Source organism: Nocardia albiluteola (genome assembly GCF_018860155.1).
GTDB classification, from domain to species: Bacteria; Actinomycetota; Actinomycetes; order Mycobacteriales; family Mycobacteriaceae; genus Nocardia; species Nocardia albiluteola.
Window position 1 is genome coordinate 81,398 of record NZ_JAHKNI010000018.1, and the last position, 19,833, is coordinate 101,230.

Annotated in this window: 19 protein-coding genes; 7 read left to right on the plus strand and 12 right to left on the minus strand. The window is 67.6% G+C overall.

From position 1 onward, the window contains the following. Positions 1-66: 66 nt before the first annotated feature. Both KO481_RS36715 and KO481_RS36720 read right to left on the minus strand, forming a co-directional pair. Positions 67-1,524 (minus strand): alpha/beta fold hydrolase, encoded by a 1,458-nt coding sequence (locus KO481_RS36715; protein WP_215923143.1) that lies wholly within the window; start codon positions 1,522-1,524, stop codon positions 67-69. 301 nt (positions 1,525-1,825) lie between these two features. Continuing rightward, on the minus strand, positions 1,826-2,572 hold the full coding sequence (locus tag KO481_RS36720; protein ID WP_215923144.1) for an SDR family NAD(P)-dependent oxidoreductase: 747 nt from the start codon (positions 2,570-2,572) through the stop codon (positions 1,826-1,828). 200 nt (positions 2,573-2,772) lie between these two features. Between KO481_RS36720 and KO481_RS36725 the strand changes: the two genes are divergently transcribed. The 4 genes from KO481_RS36725 to KO481_RS36740 all read left to right on the plus strand — a co-directional run bounded on the left by KO481_RS36725 (position 2,773) and on the right by KO481_RS36740 (position 6,110). Further along, positions 2,773-3,783: an RNA polymerase subunit sigma-70 gene (locus tag KO481_RS36725; protein WP_215923145.1), complete on the plus strand. Its 1,011-nt coding sequence runs from the start codon at positions 2,773-2,775 to the stop codon at positions 3,781-3,783. Then, positions 3,780-4,136: a hypothetical protein gene (locus KO481_RS36730; protein ID WP_215923146.1), complete on the plus strand. Its 357-nt coding sequence runs from the start codon at positions 3,780-3,782 to the stop codon at positions 4,134-4,136. The genes KO481_RS36725 and KO481_RS36730 overlap by 4 nt, the downstream gene beginning before the upstream one ends. Positions 4,137-4,241: 105 nt before the next feature. Then, the gene (locus KO481_RS36735) at positions 4,242-5,108 is read left to right on the plus strand and encodes an N-acyl homoserine lactonase family protein (protein WP_215923147.1); all 867 of its coding nucleotides are present in this window, start codon (positions 4,242-4,244) and stop codon (positions 5,106-5,108) included. A gap of 312 nt (positions 5,109-5,420) precedes the next feature. After that, positions 5,421-6,110 (plus strand): response regulator transcription factor, encoded by a 690-nt coding sequence (locus KO481_RS36740; RefSeq protein ID WP_215923148.1) that lies wholly within the window; start codon positions 5,421-5,423, stop codon positions 6,108-6,110. On the opposite strand, the gene KO481_RS36745 is transcribed toward KO481_RS36740, so the two are convergent. The 3 genes from KO481_RS36745 to KO481_RS36755 are packed head-to-tail and all read right to left on the minus strand — an operon-like array spanning position 6,043 to position 9,750. Next, complete coding sequence (locus KO481_RS36745) at positions 6,043-7,074, minus strand: AraC family transcriptional regulator (RefSeq protein WP_215923149.1); 1,032 nt, start codon at positions 7,072-7,074, stop codon at positions 6,043-6,045. The two genes, KO481_RS36740 and KO481_RS36745, sit on opposite strands and share 68 nt — an antisense overlap. Before the next feature lie 25 nt (positions 7,075-7,099). Then, on the minus strand, positions 7,100-8,593 hold the full coding sequence (locus KO481_RS36750; RefSeq protein WP_308166926.1) for a cytochrome P450: 1,494 nt from the start codon (positions 8,591-8,593) through the stop codon (positions 7,100-7,102). Continuing rightward, a complete protein-coding gene (locus KO481_RS36755; RefSeq protein ID WP_215923151.1) occupies positions 8,506-9,750 on the minus strand; it encodes a cytochrome P450 family protein in 1,245 nt (414 codons plus the stop codon). Before KO481_RS36755 ends, KO481_RS36750 begins: the two co-directional genes overlap by 88 nt. Before the next feature lie 338 nt (positions 9,751-10,088). Here KO481_RS36755 and KO481_RS36760 point away from each other — a divergent pair, with 338 nt between their 5' ends. Continuing rightward, entirely contained in the window at positions 10,089-11,369 is a 1,281-nt protein-coding gene (locus KO481_RS36760) for an oxygenase MpaB family protein (RefSeq protein WP_215923152.1), read from the plus strand. A 70-nt stretch (positions 11,370-11,439) separates the two neighbouring features. Here KO481_RS36760 and KO481_RS36765 read toward each other — a convergent pair whose 3' ends face one another. From KO481_RS36765 to KO481_RS36775, 4 genes are all read right to left on the minus strand, one after another. Continuing rightward, positions 11,440-12,051 carry a TetR/AcrR family transcriptional regulator gene (locus KO481_RS36765; RefSeq protein WP_215923153.1) on the minus strand — a complete coding sequence of 204 codons (612 nt, stop codon included), beginning with the start codon at positions 12,049-12,051 and terminating at the stop codon, positions 11,440-11,442. 91 nt (positions 12,052-12,142) lie between these two features. Then, positions 12,143-12,562 (minus strand): DUF302 domain-containing protein, encoded by a 420-nt coding sequence (locus tag KO481_RS36770; protein ID WP_215923154.1) that lies wholly within the window; start codon positions 12,560-12,562, stop codon positions 12,143-12,145. A 4-nt stretch (positions 12,563-12,566) separates the two neighbouring features. Next, the gene (locus tag KO481_RS45085; protein WP_504740219.1) at positions 12,567-12,740 is read right to left on the minus strand and encodes a DUF8730 family Cys-rich protein; all 174 of its coding nucleotides are present in this window, start codon (positions 12,738-12,740) and stop codon (positions 12,567-12,569) included. After that, the gene (locus tag KO481_RS36775; protein ID WP_308166927.1) at positions 12,733-13,140 is read right to left on the minus strand and encodes a carboxymuconolactone decarboxylase family protein; all 408 of its coding nucleotides are present in this window, start codon (positions 13,138-13,140) and stop codon (positions 12,733-12,735) included. The genes KO481_RS45085 and KO481_RS36775 overlap by 8 nt, the downstream gene beginning before the upstream one ends. Positions 13,141-13,292: 152 nt before the next feature. Between KO481_RS36775 and KO481_RS36780 the strand changes: the two genes are divergently transcribed. Together KO481_RS36780 and KO481_RS36785 are read left to right on the plus strand one after the other, a co-directional pair. Then, on the plus strand, positions 13,293-13,553 hold the full coding sequence (locus KO481_RS36780) for a metal-sensitive transcriptional regulator (protein ID WP_215923156.1): 261 nt from the start codon (positions 13,293-13,295) through the stop codon (positions 13,551-13,553). Between the two features lie 68 nt (positions 13,554-13,621). Then, entirely contained in the window at positions 13,622-14,980 is a 1,359-nt protein-coding gene (locus KO481_RS36785; RefSeq protein WP_215923157.1) for a DUF2252 domain-containing protein, read from the plus strand. Between the two features lie 78 nt (positions 14,981-15,058). On the opposite strand, the gene KO481_RS36790 is transcribed toward KO481_RS36785, so the two are convergent. Genes KO481_RS36790 through boxC form a run of 3 tightly spaced genes read right to left on the minus strand, consistent with a single transcriptional unit; the run spans position 15,059 to position 19,793 of the window. After that, on the minus strand, positions 15,059-16,636 hold the full coding sequence (locus KO481_RS36790) for a benzoate-CoA ligase family protein (RefSeq protein WP_215923158.1): 1,578 nt from the start codon (positions 16,634-16,636) through the stop codon (positions 15,059-15,061). An 11-nt stretch (positions 16,637-16,647) separates the two neighbouring features. Then, complete coding sequence (gene boxB / locus KO481_RS36795; RefSeq protein WP_215923159.1) at positions 16,648-18,069, minus strand: benzoyl-CoA 2,3-epoxidase subunit BoxB; 1,422 nt, start codon at positions 18,067-18,069, stop codon at positions 16,648-16,650. 5 nt (positions 18,070-18,074) lie between these two features. Further along, positions 18,075-19,793 carry a 2,3-epoxybenzoyl-CoA dihydrolase gene (gene boxC / locus KO481_RS36800; protein WP_215923160.1) on the minus strand — a complete coding sequence of 573 codons (1,719 nt, stop codon included), beginning with the start codon at positions 19,791-19,793 and terminating at the stop codon, positions 18,075-18,077. Between the last annotated feature and the right edge of the window lie 40 nt (positions 19,794-19,833).

Sequence of the window (19,833 nt, forward strand, 5' to 3'; positions counted from 1 at the left end):
CCACGACCACGATCGTGCCGGGATCGGAGAAGGCCGGACAGGGCCACAAGTCCTCGATCGGTGGCGTCAGCCTGTCGGGGTGGATGTGCTCGAGATGGTGCCGGTGAACGGTGGGACGTCCTGCTGGCAGACCGTGCCGGGTGGGGGCAGCGTGCCACGGATGAAGTAGTCGCTCTCGTAGGCTTTCGCGCAACTACTCGGGTTGAACAGCGTGGTGTGCCCGTATCCAGCGACGGTAAGCAGCCTGGCGTTGTGCAGTTGGGCGGTCGCGGCCAGGGCACTGTCGTACGGGGTGGCGGGATCGTAGATGGCGTTAATGGTGAGGATCGGTGTCGCGGACCGGCCCCACGGGCCGGTGTAGCGATGGACGGCGGTGGCCGGCCAGGTGGAGCACCCCTCGGTCGCCCACACCCAGAAGGGCCCGACCGTCCCGGCGCGAGCGGTACTGAACTTCCCCAGGGCGCCGTAGCTGCCCGGATCGCGCGGGTTGGGACTCTCACCGCATACGATCGCCAAGAGCTGGTCGATGCCCGTGTACTTTTGCTGTTGGGCCGAGCCTTCCCGGGAGGAGTCGCTCAGCGCTGTCGAAAACCAGTCCGCCAGGCGATTCTCGCCCGGCTCGGGCATCTGCGGCGTCTCGCCCAGCCACAGCTGCTGCAGCAGCTTGGCCAGCGCCGTCCAGTTCGCTGGGGAACCGGCGGTGGCATGGACGGTATAGAGATTAGCGCGCACGGCGTTGGCGGTGGCGGCGTAGGTGAACCCGTCCTGCGGGTGGATGAGCAGGCGGTGCAGCAGTGTGTCGTACTTCGCTTTGGTTGCCACCGCGCTGCCGGCCGAGAACGGGCAGCGGATCGAGCCCGCTTGGCTGCACAGGTTCAAGAACTGTTCCAGCGTCTTGGCCGTTCCCAGGTCGGAAGTCTGCCGCAGGAAGGTCGGCAACGGCTTCTGGTCGTACCACGCAGACGGATCGATATTGCCGTCCGACACTATCGCCCGGACCCGGTCGGGGAAGAGGTTGGCGTAGGTGGCGCCGAGCAGCGTTCCGTAGGAGACCCCGAGGAAGGTCAGTTGCTTCTCGCCGAGGACTCTGCGCAGCAGATCCATGTCGTACGCCGAGTCGGTGGTGGAGACGAATCGCAACAAGGCCGGGTCACGCCGTTCGCAACGCCGCCCGAGGTCGGCGTATTGGTCGATCCACCGCCGCTCCTGCTCGAGACCGACCGGAAACCCTACGGGCAACTGCGCGAACCAGGCGTCGTACTCCGCCTTATCGGCGAAGCACTGGACGGAGGTCGATTCGCCGGCCCCACGCGGATCCCAGCTGACGATGTCGAACCGTTCCTGGACCCGGAGTGGGAAGAGCGGATATGCGATTGGGAGGCTTGTGGTGCCTGCTCCCGCCGGCCCGCCTGGGTTGAACAGCAGGCTGCCGATCCGATGTGCGGGGTCGGTTGCCCGGTGCCGGATGACCGCCAACTCGATCGTGCGCACGGCGGGATGCTGGTAGTCCAATGGTGCCGGCACAGTGGCGCATTCGAAACCCGGCTGGCCGGGGCACGGGGTCCAGACCGGGGCAGGCGTTGCCCCAGGCGCGTCATCCGACGGCTGAGCCGTGGCGGGCGCGGAGCCGCAGACCACGGCCGCGGCCACCATCATGGATACCACTATGCATCGGGTGAAATGAGCGCGGTTCGTCACAGATCCTCGCTATCTTCAGGGTGAAAATGCGTGGCTGTCTTACAGGGAACCCTCGACGCCGAACCGTAGCCGACCACGCGGCAAATGCCTGGTTAGGTCGATTCATCGGCGTGGCCCGAAGTGGTCCTCAGACCAACGGTGCAATCCCGTCGACGGTAAGCCGGAAACTGCCTGCCGCTTGCGCTGCCGACCGTCCGGCCAGGTCCACCAGGGCTTGACCGAAGATCCCGGGGGTCAGCGTCTCGCCCAACTGCTCGGTGAACTCCGCCACGCTGATGCCGGCCACCCCCGCGTGCGCCAGCGCTCCGACCGCACCCACAGCGGTCAGCGGGGTGAGCTTGGGGAGCACCGAGGTGACGGTAATCCCGAGCCCACGCAGGTCGGACTCGACCTGAGCATCGGCTGCCATGAAGCGTTGCATGGCCTTCGCACCCGAGTAGCCGCCCGCGCGGGGTGAACCGTTCAGCGACGCGCCGCTGCTGATCACGATCACACGGCTGCCCGGCCGCATCGGCGCGTTCAACGCCGCGCTGAGCCACACATGGGTGAGTTTCACATCCGTCTCCCAGGTCGCGGAGAACTCGGTCCAACTCAGCTCGTTGATCGGCGCAATCGGTGGCGTGATGCCGGCAACCAGGACCAGCACATCGGGTTGCTGGTCAGTGATGACCGCATCGGGTGAATTCGGTGCGGTGACGTCCATGGCGAGCGGTCGCACCCGGTCGTGGCCGGCGGCCAAGTCCTCCAGGGCTCGCTGATCACGTGCAATCGCAATAACGTCGGCTCCGGCGGCAGCGAAGGCCTCCGCAGCCCCACGGCCCAAGCCACGGCTCGCTCCGATGATCGCGATAGTTCGGTTGCTCGAGGGATTCATCGCAGGGTTCCTCTCAATCTCGAGAAGGGCCGGCGACCGCACGGACGTGCCGTGGGCCGTACCAGGCCGGAAGAGTGGTGTCGTTCATATGACGTCGACCGCTGACTCATTTGGTCGGACAGAGTTGACCCGATGCGACAGGCGCGAGAAACGTGTAGGGAGGACCGACGAATCCTCGACCGAAATGACGTCACACAGACATGAGTGAGCTCTTGGTCCAGCAGGCCCAGGCAGGGGCCGAGCGGGCATTCGAGGAGCTGGTGTCACCGCACCGGCGCGAACTACATGTGCACTGCTACCGCATGCTCGGTTCTGCCGAGGATGCTGAAGACGCTGTCCAGGAGACGCTGCTGCGTGCCTGGACCCGGGTGGGGACGTTTGCGGGCACGAGCACGTTCCGTGCCTGGCTATATGCGGTCGCGACCAACGTGTGTCTGGATGCGTTGCGTCGCCGCAAGCGCAGACCGTGGCCCACCGATGTGTTCGAGGCAGCCGAAGCGGGAAGCGTGCCCGGTGCGCCTACTGACATCCCCTGGTTGCAGCCCTACCCGGACTCCTTGCTCGGCCGAGCCTCCTCGGCCGAGGACTCGGTCCTGGCCCGGGAGGGGATCCAGTTGGCGTTCCTCACCGCGATCCAACAACTTCCGCCGCGCCAGCGTGCCGTGCTCCTCCTGTGTGATGTCCTCTCCTGGCCGGCCAAGGAAGCAGCGACCGCCCTGGACATGACCCCGACCGCCGTGTACTCGGCCCTTCGTCGCGCCCAAGCCACCTTGGCCGCACGCGTACCCGACCGCGCTGACGCGCTCACCTCCTCGACGGGCACCGACCGGACGACGTTGGAGAAGTTGGTGCAGGCATGGGAGAGCGCCGACATGGACGGGCTGGTAAGCCTGCTCGCGGACGATGCGCGGCTGGTCATGCCGCCCTATCAGACGTGGTACCAAGGACCGGCCGCCATCGCCATGTTCTTGGCGAGCCCGATGCCGGACTCACTGGCCCGAGCCAAGGTGGGGAGCCACACGCGACTACTGCCGACCGCGGCGAACGGCCAGCCTGCCTTCGGTTTGTATCTCCAATCAGCTGACCGGACCCGCTACGAACCGTTCGGCATCGGTGTCCTCACCCTCGGCGCAGAGGGCATCCACGAGATCGCGGTGTTCATGCTGAACCCGGCACTGTTCGACCTGTTCGACCTGCCCTCGGCGGCATGACCGATGAGCCGGACGGCCTGATCCTCCCCGTCCGCCCGTCCTCGAGAGCCCACTGCACGCACGTCAGCTTCCCGGCCGGAACACCCGTGCGCTACGACCCCGAAGCGTGGGATCGAACCCTGGTCATGGTGCAGCAGGGCGTGCTACGGCTGACCTGCCGATCCGGTCGCGAAGCCGACTTCCCGGCCGGTGCGATCGTCCATCTCTCCGGACTCCCGCTGGCCAGCATCGGCGCTGCAGGCCACGACCCGGTGATCCTCCTGCTCCTGTCGCCCCGCTCCACCACAGGGCGGCCTCGATGCGCATCGACCTCGCCGACTAAATCGGAAACAGGTCGGCGTCTCAATGAGTGAACAGCTCAACCATCACTCGTGGCGATCTTCATCGCGCCCCGCCGAACCAACCGTCCGGCCAAGACGCGTCACCTCCGTCGCGCAGAAACAACACGAGGAGAAACGATGACGACCAACCCGATCAAACGAGTGTCCGTACTCAGTACCGGAAGCGTTGTGATCCACCCCCAGCACGTGCGATCCGAAGGCAGCCCCCAGATGTGGTGGCTCCTGACATCTCGCCGCTGGACCGACCCGCTGCCGATCAACGCCTACGTCATCGAACACGACAAGGGACTGATCCTGTTCGATACCGGACAGGACCGTGCCGCGGTCACCGACCCCGACTACAACCCCGGCGGATTCACCGGCTTCATCTACCGTCGAATCGGACGCTTCACCATCGAACCCGAAGACACCCTGTCAGCCCAGTTGGCGATCCTCGGGTACGACATTGCGCAGGTACACACCGCGATCCTGTCCCACCTTCACCCCGACCACGCCGGCGGAGTTCCTCAGCTGCGACACGCCAACCTGGTGGTCAGCCAAGACGAATGGGACGCGCTGGTAGGCCCGAAGGCGGCGATGATCGGGCTCATGCGCAACCACGTCGACCTCACCGGCCTGCGGTGGGACCGGATCACCTTCGAACCCACCGCGGACCCGTCCTTGGCACCGTTCACCGAGGCGCACGACCTGTTCGGCGACGGAACCCTCACCCTGCTACCCACCCCGGGGCACACCTCGGGGTCGATGTCGCTACTCGTCCGCCGGCCAGGCACCGTGCCACTGCTCATGGTCGGAGACCTCACCTACGACGTCCACCTCCTCGACGAGAAACACCTGCCGGGAATGGGGCACAAACACCAGATGAAGAACGCAACCGACAAGATCCACCAGCTGCGGGAAACCCACCCCGACCTGGTGATCCTGCCCGCCCACGACCCCGAGGCAGCACACCGTCTGGCGGCCGCAACCGCGGCACGCATCTGAAGACACGCACCGACTGACCGATCCCCGTAACCCAGCCGACGACCGCTGCACACCTGTCGATAGCCGCGCAGCGGCCGTTGCCGTTGCCCGAGGTCACGCGCCGGGTACCGCGTCGAGCCTGACACTCGCCGTCGCGCTCGAGCCCAATCCGCTTCACGCACTGGACGTGTGCTCGGCGCACGCTGGCACGGATTGGCACGAAAATGGCGCATTGTGTCGGTGCCACACCGCATTTCCGCGTGCCAACATCGGCACGCCGGGCTGCGTCCGGAAGCTACGGCGCGGAGATCGGTACGGCACAGAGGACGGCGGATGCGGCTGCTACTGGTTGATGGCAACGAGGACGCGGGGGCCGCGCTGGCGGATGCCCTTACCCCGCACAGGCATACTGTGGTCCGGAGCCGCTGGGGTATGGATCTGCTGACATCCCATCATGAGTACGACGCGATCCTGCTCGATCCGGCGCTGGCGGATATTTCCGGACTGCGGGCACTGCGGCAGTTGCGCACCGTCAGTTCGATTCCGGTCGTCGTGCTGACCGATCCCGACGACGAGCGTTCGGTGGTGCTCGCCCTGCACAGCGGCGCCGATGACTGCGTGACCAAACCACCTCGGATCCGCGAGCTGGTCGCGCGGCTGGAACGGGCGATCCGCGCTCATGTGGTACACAGCCTCCCCCATCCGACGGGCGTGGTGGTCACCGGCGACGTGCATATCGATCTGAACGCTCGCCGCGTCGTGGTGGGCGGAACACCGATCGCGTTGACGCACAAGCAGTTCGAACTGATTCGAATACTGGTCGAATGTCCCGGCCAGGCGGTGAGCCGGCAGCAGCTGATGGACCGGGTCTGGGGCGACGCCGTCACGGGCGTCTCCCGCTCACTCGACGTCCATATCACCTGGCTGAGAAGCAAACTGGGGCGTCCCGGGCTGATTACGACCGTGCGCGGTTTCGGGTATCGATGGGCGGCGGTACCGGCCGTGGCGGACGCGGCGTCGTAGCCGACCACCGCCGATGCGCGCGGTCCAGTGCCCGGGAGTCCGAATAGCCGAGGCGGCGCGCCAATTCGGTCCGATTCGCCACCGCCGGATACAGGTCGTCGTGATATGCACGACGGGCCCTGTCCAATTCGGCTCGCCAGGTGGTGCCTTCGTCCGCGAGCCAGCGCTGCAGGCTGCGCCGGCTGGTCAGTAGGCGCCGCGCGGCGCGGTCCACGGAGACGTTGCCGTCCGGGAGCATTCGTGCCAGCTCCTGGTGCAGGCGCTCGGCGACGGTGGTGACCCGGGGCGCCGGTGCCGCGCCGGCGGTGTGGGTCAGGATATCGGCGAGCATCGGATCGGCGGTCGGCAGTGGCGCATCCAGATCCGTTGCGCGGTAGGTGATCCGGTCGGACTCCGCCCCGAATTCGATGCGATCGGTGCCGAACCATTCGGCGAGATGGGCGTGCCGGGGTGGTGCGGGCTGCCGGAACCACACCCGCACCGGGTCGATCGCCGCGCGGGCGCCGTGCCGGATCTTGGTCACCGTTCCGCACAGTGCCACTTGGATGGCCAGCTCGCGGCCGCGGCCGTCACCGTGCAGCAGCCGCAGATCGGCGGTGACCTCGTCGTCGGACTCCTGCACGACGTCGAAGCTCAGGTTGGTGGTGGCGACATGGCTGTAGTCGCCGGTAGCGGCGCATCCGGCCGCCACGGTCGGCGCGGTCAGGAACAGGTAATCGATCAGGCCCAGCTGGCCGGGGGTGTACGCCTGCGCGGCGAGAATCGCAACGTCGGGGTTCTGCAGTTCGTGCTCCACCAGCTCCCACAGGCGCAGGTACCGATCGCCCGGCAGCAGCGCGGTCGAACTGGACAACGCCCACTCCGCCGCGCCGGCCTCCTGGGCAAGACGGTGCCGCACGGTGTCCGCGAAACCGGCCACGTCGAGGGGAAATCGGAACAGCAGGACATGATCGACCGTCTCCACGCCCAGGATTATCGGCCCTTCCCCGCTACGGCTCGACCGCGAGATTCCCGGCCGGATCGGCGGACCGCCGATGCAGCGTCAGATGCAGATTTCGCGGGACGAGGGTGGTCGTGGCCACCTTCTCGACGACGGCGCCGGGTTCCGCGCTCATCCGCCAGCCCGTCGCGATCGTTGCTACCGCCAGCGTCGTCTCGACCAGGGCGAAGACATCCCCGATACATTTGCGTGCACCGCTGCCGAACGGCAGTATCGCCTCCCGCGGAATGCTGTCGACCCGCTCGGACGACCAGCGGTCCGGGTCGAAGCGCTCCGGATCGGGATACCAGCGCGAATCTCGGTGCACCGCATAGGTGCTGTACATCACCGGGGTGCCGCGCGGTATCCGGTAGCCGCCCAGCTCGACGTCGTCGACTGCCTCGCGGGTGATGAACCAGGCCGGCGGGTAACACCGCAGCGCCTCCCTGATCACCTGGCCGGTGTAAGTCAGGCGGGGCAGGTCGGCGAACGAGGCCGGGCGGCCGCCGAGCACGTCGTCGACCTCCGCGTGCAGGCGGGCCTCGGCCTCGGGGCTCCGGGAAAGCAGATGAAAAGTCCAGCACAGCGTTGCCGCGGCGGTTTCGGTGCCCGCGACCAGGATCGAGGCGACCTGACTGTGGATCTCCTCGTCGGTCATGCCGCTGCCGTCTTCCTCGCTCCGCAACCGCAGCATCATGCTCAGCAGATCGTCGCGCGGGATGTCCTCGGCCCGATAGTCGGCGATGACCTTGTCGACCATCGGGTGCAGACGCGCCAGGCGGGCGGCGTATTCACGATTGCGCGGCAGCGGCAGCCGGTTGAGCAACGACACCGGCGTCACCAGCCGCCGATACAGCAGATCGAATATCCGCGGCAGGCTGTGCAGCATTTCCGCGATCAGATCTTTCCCGATTTCCGAGGAGATCAGGGTTTTGGTCGCGACCGCCAACGTCAGCGAACTCAGCTCGATCTGGGCATCCAAGACCTGTCCGTCCCGCCACGTTGCGGTCCGTTCGACGAGTTGCTGCTGCATGGTCTGCGCATAGAGGGCGATACGCTCGCGACGGAAGGCCGGCTGCATCATCAGCCGATGCCGCCGGTGAGTCTCGCCTTCGGAGCTGAGCAGGCCGTTGCCCAGCAGGTCCTTACCTCCCTGAATCTGCGCGCCCTTGTTGAACATTCGCGGCTTGACCACGAGCATCTCGCGAATCAGCGCCGGGGAATTGAGCACGTAGGCGCGCCGCGGCCCCAGCTCGATCCCGACGATATCGCCGTAGTCGCGCAACGACTCGAAGAACTCCAGCGGGTTGTTCCGCAGCCGGAGCGCGTGCCCCACGAGCGGTAATCCATGGGGAGCGAGGGGAATTACGGGAGCGGTGATGGCAGCCTCCAGGATCGGTGTTCGCGGTCCGCGGACTAGTCCACGAGGATCGGACGCGTGGCGGGAAACGTGACGGGCAGGGCGCTCAAGGCACGATGAAACGGTCCGGGCCGCCAGACCAATTCGTCAGGGGCGATAGCCAATCGCATCTCCGGCAGGATGTCGAGAAGCTGATCGACCGCATCCTGGGCGACCAGGTATGCGGGACGCCGCGCCGGGCAGGAGTGCGGTCCCGCGCCCCACGCCAGGTGGGAGCGGTTGCCCGTCCGGTCCCCCGAGCCCAGCACCGGATCGGCGTTGCACGCGAGCAGGCTGATGACGATCGGCTGATGTGCGGGCAGCAGGACACCATCGATCAGAATCGGTTGTCGCGGATAGGAAATGCAGAAGTTCGTGAACGGCGGATCGTTGAACAGGACCTCGTCCACCGCGTCACGCGTCGACATACTGCCACCGAGCACGGGCCCGCCGATGTGATCGTCGATGAGAAGCAGCAGCATGGTCTTGGCGATCAGATTCCCCAGCGGCTCGGTTCCGCCGCCGTACAGGACGAGGACCTGTTCGATGATCTCCGACTCGGCGAGCGCGGCGTGATGCTGGATGACGCGGGAGGTGATGTCGTCGCCGGGATGGGCACGCCGGTGCGCGACCAGCTCGCCGACCGCCGCGTAGAGCATCTTGTTGCCCGCCTCGGCGTCCACCCCCTCGAGGATCGCCGCCGTCGCGGCCGCGATCCGGTGACCGATCTCGGGCGGGCAGCCGAGCATGACGTTGACGATCTCGAAGGCGAGCGGAAACGCGTACTGGCCCACCAGGTCTGCCGATCCAGTCTCGCAGAAGGTGTTGATCAGCGAGACCGCGACGCGCTCCACCGCGCCGTGCAGGGCGTGCAGATCGATCGCGTCGATGCTGTCGGTGTTGACCACACGGTACCTGGAGTGCTCGTATCCCGTGCTGCGCAGCGCGTTCGGCCGGTACCCCAGTATCGGCAGGATCGGGCAGTCGGCGGGGATGTCCCGCTGCCAGGTGCGGGGGTCGGCGGGAAAATGGTTGGGATCGTGCAGGATCTGAACCGCGGTCCGGTAGTCGATCACCAGGGTGGCGGGCACTCCGGGCGCGAGATCGATCGGCACCAGGGAGCCGTAACGCGCACGCAGCTCCTCGAACAGTGCGTGCGGAGCGGCGCTGAATGCGGGGGAATAGATCGGTACCCGTTCGGGGTCGATGCCGAGCGGAGGTCGAACCTGCGCGGATGTGGTGGGTGCGGCCGGTTTCGACATGCTCGTGGATCACCCTCCCGCGGCGAGCGCTTCGTTCACGACCCACAGGCCGTGTGCCACAAGTAATTTAGAGGGCTCGAGCCGCGGTGACGGCCTCGCAGCGGGGTATTTAACATCCCTTTAGGGCAGTGGCTGTTCCAGCCGCCCTGCAGCCCGCCTGACGCCATCGTGCGGGGTGCGCCGAAGAAGTGAGCACCTTTGGGTGGGACGCGATCGATCGGGCAGCCAAGAGGCCGCAAGGGTCCTGAAATACCTGGTAGTTCCCTACTCGGGCAGACGGTGACGAGGACGGAGATTAGAGTAGAAGGTGAGCGGTAGCTCAGCTTATTCTTCGAATCATGGGCAGCGACACTCGGGCCGCGCGAATCGAGCTCGGCGGTCAGGGCACGATTCCGGCCGAATTCCGGTACTGGGACAAGATCGATGACGCGGATGTGCAACGAGCTCGCCGGGCCCTGAAGCGGGTGGCGGGCTTCGATCCGCAGCCATCGGAGGAGCTGGTGCGGGCGTTCGCGCATGCCTACTACGACGCGGATCCGGTCGCCGAAACCTTTGTCGACGAGGTGTATCTGGGCGAGATCGGGCCCAAGCGCGGCAGGGAGATGCTGGATCTGGCACTCGAACGTGGGATCGACGCGGTGCCGGACGCGCCGGCGTCGATGATGCGGCTGTTCGAGGAGTTCGAGTCCACTCCCGAATGGCTCGACCCGGCGCAGGTAGCTTTGGGAGCCAAGGTTTTTCGGCGGTGGGGAACCTCGGTGTTCGCCTTCGCCACCACGAGCACGCTGGAGATGTACTCCGAATCCTCGATCGCCAAACCGCTGTCGTACACCGGCGCGTACACCGGGGAACGCGCGCACAAGCGGCAGCTCGAGACGGTTCGCTTCTGGATCGACGTCTCCGATCCCGGCGGACTCGAGCCCGGCGGGCGCGGGCGGCAGACCGCGATGCGGGTACGGATCATGCACGTGTTCATTCGCCGCAAGCTCATGCAGCGCCCCGAATGGGAGCTCGACAAGTGGGGCGTGCCGATCAGCGTCGGCGACGCGACCCTCACGCTCATGGGCGGCAGCGTCGTACCGGGTCTGGCCCTGTGGAGCCTGGGCTATCAGACTACGCGCGCCGAAATCGAAGCGACACTGCACTTCTGGCGCTACGTCGGGCACCTGCTGGGAGTACAGCCGGACTGGTATCCGCGCGACTTCGCCGAGTCGGTGCAGCTGATGTTCGCCGCATTCGTCAAGCGCGCCTATACCGCCGGAGCCGACGGCGCCGAGCTCGTCGAGTCCTACCTGCCCGCCTTCGCCCCCACCCCCGGCAGCGGCTGGCGCAAGCGCCTGCGCGACGAGATCAACTACCGCATCCAGATCGGGTATACCGGATTCTGGCTGCTCCCAGCCACATACAACCGGCACCGCATGCCGCGCCGCCTGCCGTGGGTACTGCATCCGCTCGTCCAGGCACCGGTCATCTTCGGCATGGAAACCGCCCGGCGCCTCATCCCCGGGCTCGATCAGGTGGCCGACCGGGTGCAGCGCCGTCGTCGAGAACACTGGTACCGCAACGAAATCGGCGACCGGAACGCCGAATTCCAACCGGTGGAGGAATTCCGGCGCTGACCGGCTGGGCGTACCTCCGCATTCGCTCCGGCCATGCGCGGTCTATCGACGGCTTCGCCGACGGCGCCCATCAGGCGCGGTCGGCGTCGATCCAGGCGCCGATCATGCGCGCCGTCTCATCGATCAGCCCGTCCCGGTCCGCGGACGGCAGCGGCCCCAGCGCGATCCGGAAGCACGCCGCGAGGCCGGTGGTCACCATCACCTGCGCCCTGCGGTCCAGGACCTCCTCCGCGACCGGCCCCAGCTGATGCACCAGATACGCGCGGGTCAGCAGCAACAGCCGCCGCTCGAGATCGATCGGCGCGAATCCCTGCATCTCCGTCTCGGCGATCAGCGCCCGCACCAGTGCCTCCCGTTCGCTCAGCACGCGCATGATCGCGGTCATGCTCCCGCCGATCTGCTCCCGCACCGGCAGCCCCATGCCCCCGACCACCGCCGCGGTGAACCGCTCCTCCACCTCCGCGAGCAACCGCGTCCGCAATTCGACGACGATCTCGTCCTTGTCCCCGAAGTACCGGTACAGCAGCCCGATACTCACCCCCGCGTGCGCCGCGATCCGATTGGTCGACGATCCCACGACCCCGCGCTCGGCAAACACCTCCCCCGCCGCCGCCAGAATCCGCTCCCGCGACTCCCGCGCCCGCTCCTGCACCGGCTGCCGCCGCCGCGCCGAACCACTCACGCACACCCTCCTCGACCGGCCACCTCCTCCGATCGAACATAATCGAGCCGGAGGCGAACGCACTGGCAATCGCAGCCTGATCGGTTCTTCGTCAGACGGTGGGCGCGGACGGCTCGTCGGTGAGTGAGCCGATGGCCGCGCGGAGGCGGCTGGTGGCGTCGGCGGCTACCTCGGAGATGCCCGGGGCGGCAACCAGTTCGGCCATCATGGCCGGGTCCGCGGCCTCTACCAGGACCGTGTCGGGGGCGGTCGTGCGGACCACCACGTTGCACGGGAGGAGTAGGCCGATGCGGCGGTCAAGTTCGAGGGAACGGTGGGCCAGGGGTGGGTTGCAGGCGCCGAGGATGACGTAGTCCTCCATGGTGGCGCCGAGTTTGGCGTGCATGGTGGCTCGCATGTCGATTTCGGTCAGGACGCCGAAACCCTGTTGCGACAACGCCGTTCGGGCTCGCTCGACAGCGTCTCGAAACGATGTGTGGAGCGTCGCCGAGAGTTGACTGTCGGTCTTCATCACCTCACCTGCTTCCTGTCCGTCCGAACAAGCGACGCCACCCGGCCTCTTTTGCGGACTCTGGGTGGCCCGGACACCATTGTTCGGCCGGGACCAGCGCCCGGACCTGAGCGACATGCCGGCCGCAGCCGGACCAGGTGGTCTTGCCGCAGGCTTTGCACCGGACGGGGCTACACACGGGCGGCCGCCCCCACCGTGGCCTGCGCGGGAGCGCCGGAATCGTCCAGGGCGTCGGCGAATTCGCAGAACGCCTCGTAGGCGCGGGCGCCGTGAATGGTGGCGGGGCCGCCGTGCATGAGGAAGCTCACCCCGATGGCCTCGGCCGCCTCCTGGCGGGTCGCACCGGCTCGCGCCGCGGCCTGGCCGTGCGAGGCGATACATCCGTCGCAGCCCTCCACCACGCCGATCGCCAGCGCGATCAGCTCCTTGGTCTTGCGATCGAGCGCACCAGGCGCGAACGCGGCCTTGCTGAGCTCGCCGAAGCCCTGGTAGACCCCCGGGATCGCGCGGCGCAGCTCGCGGTGCTGCGGGGTGAGTTCGCGGAGCACCTCGGCGCCGTGACGGGAAGCGTGCGTGATGGGTGATGACATCGGGATTCCTTTCATTGTCCGCGTCGGCCTCTGTCGTATCCCCCCAGGGGGTTATGACTCCGACGGTACCATCCCCCCGGGGGGATATACAATCGTTGGTGCGCGGCCAGGACCGGCCGCCGAGAACCGGAGGTACCCCGATGCGGCTCGAGCCCGACGAAATGAAGTCCGTGATCACCCGGATGAAGCGGGCGCACGGCCACCTGGCCACCGTCATCCGCATGATGGAGAACGGATCCGACTGCGAGGACGTCCTCACCCAGCTCGCAGCGGTCAACAAGGCCCTGAGCCGCAGCGGCTACGCACTCGTGGCCACCGGATTGCAGCACTGCCTGACCACCGGCGGGCCGGACAGCGTCGATACCAAGAAGATGGAAAAGCTGTTCCTGTCCCTCGCGTAGGGCCTCCCTGTGACGACTCCCGCAGCGTGGTGCTTGCCGCGACCGCGAGGTAGCGAAAGAATTGCCGGATGGCGAATCCGATAGCGGAGATGCAGCTCGAATCTGTCGGCGCGGGCAAGGCGGCCCGCAAGCGCCTCACCCGCACCGACGCGGGCGTCTGGGCGCCGAATGGTAGCCGGGAGGATCCGGTCGCGATCCTGGAACGACAGGCACGCACTCGGCTGCCGGTGCTGGTCCCCATACGCTACGCGCGAATGATGCAGTCGCCGTTCGCATTTCTGCGTGGCGCGCCGGCGGTCATGGCGGCGGATCTGGCGCGGAGTGCGCACACGGGCCTGGAGGTCCAGCTGTGCGGCGACGCGCACGTCTCGAATTTCGGCCTCTACGCCTCACCGGAGCGCAATCTCGTATTCGACGTGAACGATTTCGACGAGACGCTGCCCGGCCCGTTCGAATGGGACGTCAAGCGGCTGTCCGCCAGCGTCGTGGTCGCCGCCCGTGACAACGGGTTCTCCGATCAGCAGGCCGCCGCCGCGGCGCGGGCGGCCGCGGCCGCCTACCGGGAGACGATGCACGAGCTGGCCGACATGGACAGCCTGACGGTCTGGTATCAGGTCGCCGCCGACGAAGTGGCGCGCCTGATCGATACACCCGCACAGCGCAAGCGGGCCACGAAGATGATGGCGGGCGCCCGGCGGCGAACCAGCCTGCAGGCGTTGGACAAACTGACCGAACCCGACCCGCACGGCATCCCGCGGATCAAGAATCAGCCGCCGCTGCTGGTGCCGATCGAGATGGTGGATCAGCGCCTGGTCGAGGCGACCTTCGACGACTACCGCGCCAGCCTGCCCGACGAACGCCGGGTCCTGCTCGATCGATACCAGATAGTCGATTTCGCGCTGAAGGTGGTCGGCGTCGGCAGCGTCGGCACGCGCTGCTTCGTGGTCCTGCTCCAGGACCGGGAGACCGCAAGCCCGCTGTTCCTCCAGGTGAAACAGGCCGAATCATCGGTTCTGGCAGCCCATCTGGGCCCGAGCGAATACCCGCACCAGGGGCAGCGGGTGGTGGTGGGACAACGGCTCATGCAGTCGGTCAACGATATCTTCCTGGGCTGGTCGGCGGGCCCCGACGACACCTGGTTCTATGTGCGCCAGCTGCGGGATATGAAGGGCTCGGCCGAGATCGGCGCCCTGTCCGACGCCGATCTGGCCGCGTACTCCGCGCTGTGCGGGGCGGTGCTGGCCCGGGCGCACGCCCGCTCCGGCGACCGCGTCGCCATCGCCGCCTACCTGGGCACGAACGACGTATTCGATACGGCCATGGCCGATTTCGGGCTGTCGTACGCCGACCAGACGCTCACCGACCAGCAGGCCATGCGGGCCGCGATCGACGCCGGACGGGTCGAGGCGGCCGCCGAGCCGTACTGACCGCGCCCACCCGCCCGGCATGCCGGGCGACGAGTCCCGGCATGCCGAATCACGGTGCCTCACATGCGGCAGTGGCGCTTATCGCTGAAGCACCGCGGACACCTGATCGCGCAGCACGTTACGGCGGATCTTCCCGGTGGCCGTCTTGGGCAGCTCGTCCATCGCCACCACGGCTCGGGGGCGCTTGAAGGCCGCCAGACCCGAACGGCACCAGTCGATCAGCGCGTCCGCCGCCACCTCGGTCCGGGTGACCACGCAGGCGACCGGCTTGTCGAGGCCCGATTCGTCCGGCGCGGCGACCACGGCCGCCTCGAGCACGTCCGGATGTTGCAGCAGGCGCTCCTCCACCTCCGCCGGAGATACCCAGATGCCGCCCGCCTTGAGCATGTCGCCGGTGCGGCCCAGGCAGCTGTAGGTGCCGTCGTCGTTGCGGACGTAGGCGTCGCCGGTGCACAGCCACTCCCCTTGGAACACTTGACGAGTCGTCTCCGTGCGGCACCAGTAGCCGACGGCCAGGGACGGGCCCCGCAGGTGCAGGGTGCCGGGCCGCCCGGTTTCCTCGAGGACCGTTCCGGCATCGTTACGCAGCTGAACCTCGTATCCGGGCACCGGCACGCCCGAGGAACCCTGCCGCACCCGCCCCGGCCGGTTCGACAGGAAGATGTGCAGGGCCTCGGTCGATCCGATACCGTCGAGCACCTCCACGCCGAACCGGTCCCGGAAACGCTCGAACAGCACCGGCGGCAGGCCCTCCCCGGCCGAAACACCCTGCCGCACACCGGCGAACGTGCCATCGTCCAGATCGCTGGCCAGCAGCGCGGCATAGAAGGTCGGCACCCCGAAGAACACGGTGGGGCGCTGCTCGAGCACCCGCGCTCCGATGACATCGGGAGTGGGACGAGCGCGTTCGAGCACGCCGGTCGCCCCGGCCGCCAGCGGCAGAAAACACGAGTTCCCCAGTCCGTAGGCGAAGAACAGCTTGGCCACCGACAGGCACCGATCCCCCGGCCGCAGGCCGAGCACGCCGCGACCGTAGAACTCCCCGATGTCGCGGATGCCCACGTGCCGATGCATCGCGGCCTTCGGTGTGCCGGTGGTGCCGGAGGTGTATAGCCACAGCGCGGGCGAATCCTCCCATGTCTCATAGGCTTTCGGGAGTGGATCGGCCGCGGCGAGATCGCTCCACGGATGCACGGCGAGCCCGGTGGCGAGGTCGAGATCGGCCGGGCCGTCCAGCACGACGTCGGTGACCTCCGGGGCCAGCGCGACGGCGGCCGCGGCCGCGGCGGCGAATTCCACCGAGCAGCACAGGATCCGGGCGCGCGAGTTGACCAGCACCTTGGCCAGCTCGGGCCCGGTGAGCATCGTCGACACCGGCACCGGGACCGCGCCCAGGTACATGGCGGCGAGGATCCCGGTGAACAACTCGGCGTCGTCGGCCATGCAGAACATCACCCGTTCCTCCGGCCGCACTCCGAGGCGCCGCAATCCGCCTGCGACACGGTGCATCTCGTCGGCGAGCTCGGCATAGGTGAGGGTACGGGAGGACGCGATCACCGCGGTGTGCCCGCCGCGCCCCTCCCGCAGGTGCCGATCGACCAGATGGTCGGCGGCATTGAACAACGGCAAGGGCGAAACCGCTGCGGCAGAACTCATTACCGAACCCCTCAGGACAGGTGCACGTACTCGTAGTCGAACGGTTTGCCGTTGATGCCCTGCACCGGCGGCGCCACCCAGCTCGCGATCTTGCCGCGCTCGTAGACCGGATGCATCAGCGAGCGCACGAACGTCAGATCCTCGTCGGTGGGCAGCCATTTCCCCCGCGCCGCCTCCCAGGTCGCGGCGTCCAGGATCGTGCCGGTCGGGCTGATGCGGAACCCGGAGTAGGCGCCGACCCCGCGGTTGAATCCGATGTGCGGCAGGGCGAACCGGAACTCGATCCCGTTGTCGGACAGGATCTTGTTCCAGCGGTCCAGGCCGTGGCGGCACTCGGCGGCGTAGCGGCCGCGCAGGTCCAGATTGAGTGCCAGCAGCGCGGACAGCTCCCGCGTGCCCCACGTGCCGTCGGCCCGGGGGTCGTCGAGCGTGACGCTGTCGTCGGTGAGACGGTGGTCGTCGTCGCGCTTCTCCTCGTGCCAGCGCCCCTTCAGCCCGGCGGTGAAGTAGTTCGCCGCATTGGTGGAGGTCTCGCTGCCGAACAGGTCCAGCGAGACGCTGTAGTGGAAGTTGATGTACCTCTGGATGATCTCCAGCGGAATGCCGCCGCGCGAGGCGATATCGAGGGTGTCGTGCTCGCGGATGAGCGCGGCGCTGCGGGTCACGACCCGATCCACGCCGGTGGTGCCCACGAACATGTGATGGGCCTCCTCCTTGAGCATGAACTCACAGGTGCGCGACAGCGGATCGAACGCGCTCTCCTTCAGAGTACCGAGCTGGTACTTGCCGTCGCGGTCGGTGAAATAGGTGAACATGTAGAACGCCAGCCAGTCGGCGGTCTTCTCGTTGAAGGCGCCCAGAATCCGCGGCGAGTCGGGACTACCGGAGTTGCGGACCAGCAGCGCCTCGGCCTCCTCCCGGCCCTCCCTGCCGAAGTACGCGTGCAGCAGGTAGACCATCGCCCAGAGGTGCCTGCCCTCTTCCACGTTGACCTGGAACAGGTTTCGCAGGTCGTACAGCGACGGGGCGGTCAGGCCGAGCAGCCGCTGCTGCTCCACCGATGCGGGTTCGGTATCGCCCTGGACGACGATCAGCCGCTGCAGATCGGCGCGGTATTCGCCGGGTACCTGCTGCCAGGCCGGTTCGCCCTGGTGCTCACCGAACGCGATGCGCCGGTCGGGCTTGCGCTCGGCCAGGAAGATTCCCCACCGATAGTCCTGCGGCACAACGTGACCGAAGTGTGCCCAGCCCTCCTGGCCGACCGCGACCGCGGTGCGCAGGTAGACCCCGTGCGTCTCGAGTGTCGGGCCCATCTCGCCCCACCAGTTCAGGAACTTGGGCTGCCAGCCCTCGAGGGCCCGCTGCAGCCGGCGATCCGAGGACAGGTCGACATTGTTGGGGATCTTGTCCTCGTAGTTGATGGCCGTGGTCATGCCGCTCACACCCGCTTTCTGTCGAACACGGCCTTGCTGCCGGTACCGTAGCGGCGCAGCGCGCCCTCGGGTCCGGATGCGTTGGGCCGGATGAAGATCCAGTTCTGCCAGGCCGACAGGCGGCCGAATATCTTGGTCTCGAGGGTTTCCGGGCCGACGAACCGGTGGTTGGCCTCCATGCCGGTGCACGCGTCCGGCGACAGGGCCGCGCGGCCCTCGAGCGCCAGGCGGACCTCGTCCTCCCAGTCGATGTCGTCCGGGGCCGCGGTGACCAGTCCCAGCTCCAGCGCCCGTGCCGGGGTAAGTCGTGCGCCGAGGTCGTTCTCGCGCAGCCGGTTCAGCTGTTCGGCATGGCCGTAGAAGCGGGATTCCAGGCGCGAGAGGCCGTTACCCATGGGGAATACACCGAAGTTCGCGGCGCTCAACCGCATCCAGGCGCGCTCGTCGCTGTCCTCGTCGTCCAGGGGTGGGCCGTCGAGGATGTACTGCCGATCGCACGCAAGCGCCAGTTCGGCGAGCATGCCGGTGCAGCAGTCTCCCGGCTCGAGTACCGCGATCAGGCTGCGGCTGGTGACATCGAGGCGCTTGAGTACCCGCTTGTAGTAATGCACGATTTCCCGTGCCAGCCAATGGCTTGCGGCATTGTCCAGCAGCAGCCGCTCGTGGTCCTCGACGCGATCGGCCGCGCCCGCCGTGCGCAGGATCCAGGTGCCGACGGCGGTCTCGTTGGCACGCAGCCGCAGGATCAGATCGTCCAGCTCCCGCGTCATTGCCAGCGGCCAGAACTCCGCACCCTGCGCCGCGGCGGCCGCCATATCCTCCGGCACCGGATTGTCGGGCCCGTGCACGGTGATCGTCACCGCACCGCGGGGGCGATCGAATTCGGCACTCACGTGCGGATATCGGATGATGTCGCCCTCGATCGTGCGCGCCAGCGGCGTCAGCTCGACACCGTGGGCGTCCCCGGGGCGATCGGACCGGGCGGCCAGCTCGACCGCGCGCTCCCGCACGGCCTCGTCGAACCGGCGCGGCGGGGCCAGCTCGTCCACCAGGTTCCAGCCCAGCGCGGTCTTGCCGCGCACGCCGTCCGGGCGGGTGGCGAAGACGTCGGCCAGATCCCGGCGCACGAATCGCTTGTCCACCAATCGCGTCAGCCCGCCGGTACCGGGCAGCACGCCCAGCAGCGGCACCTCCGGCAGCGACACCGCGGAGGAGTTGTCGTCCACCAGGAGAATATGTTCGCAGGCCAGCGCGAGTTCGTAGCCGCCGCCCGCGCAGGTGCCGTTCACCGCGGCCAGGTAGGTCTGCCCGGAGTGCGCGGTGGCATCCTCCATGCCGTTGCGGGTCTCGTTGGTGAACTTGCAGAAGTTCACCTTCCACTCGTGCGGCGACGCGGCCAGCATCCGAATGTTGGCCCCGGCGCAGAAGATTCGGTCCTTGCCGCTGGTGACAACGACCGTCCGGACCTCCGGATGCTCGAACCGCAACCGCTGGGTCGCGTCGTACAGCTCGATATCCACGCCGAGGTCGTACGAGTTCAGCTTCAGCTCGTATCCGGGGGCGAGCCCGCCGTCCTCGGCCACATCCAATGTCAGCCAGGCGATCTCACCATCGGGGCGCAGCGTCCAGTGCCGGTACCGGTCTGGATGGGTGTCGAACGAGACCTCCGGCATGCCGGCGGCGCCGGGCGTCGAGACCGCGGGCTCGTCGGTAGCGACTGCCATGGGCCCTCCTTGTAGTGATCATCACATTCTCCCCCATGCC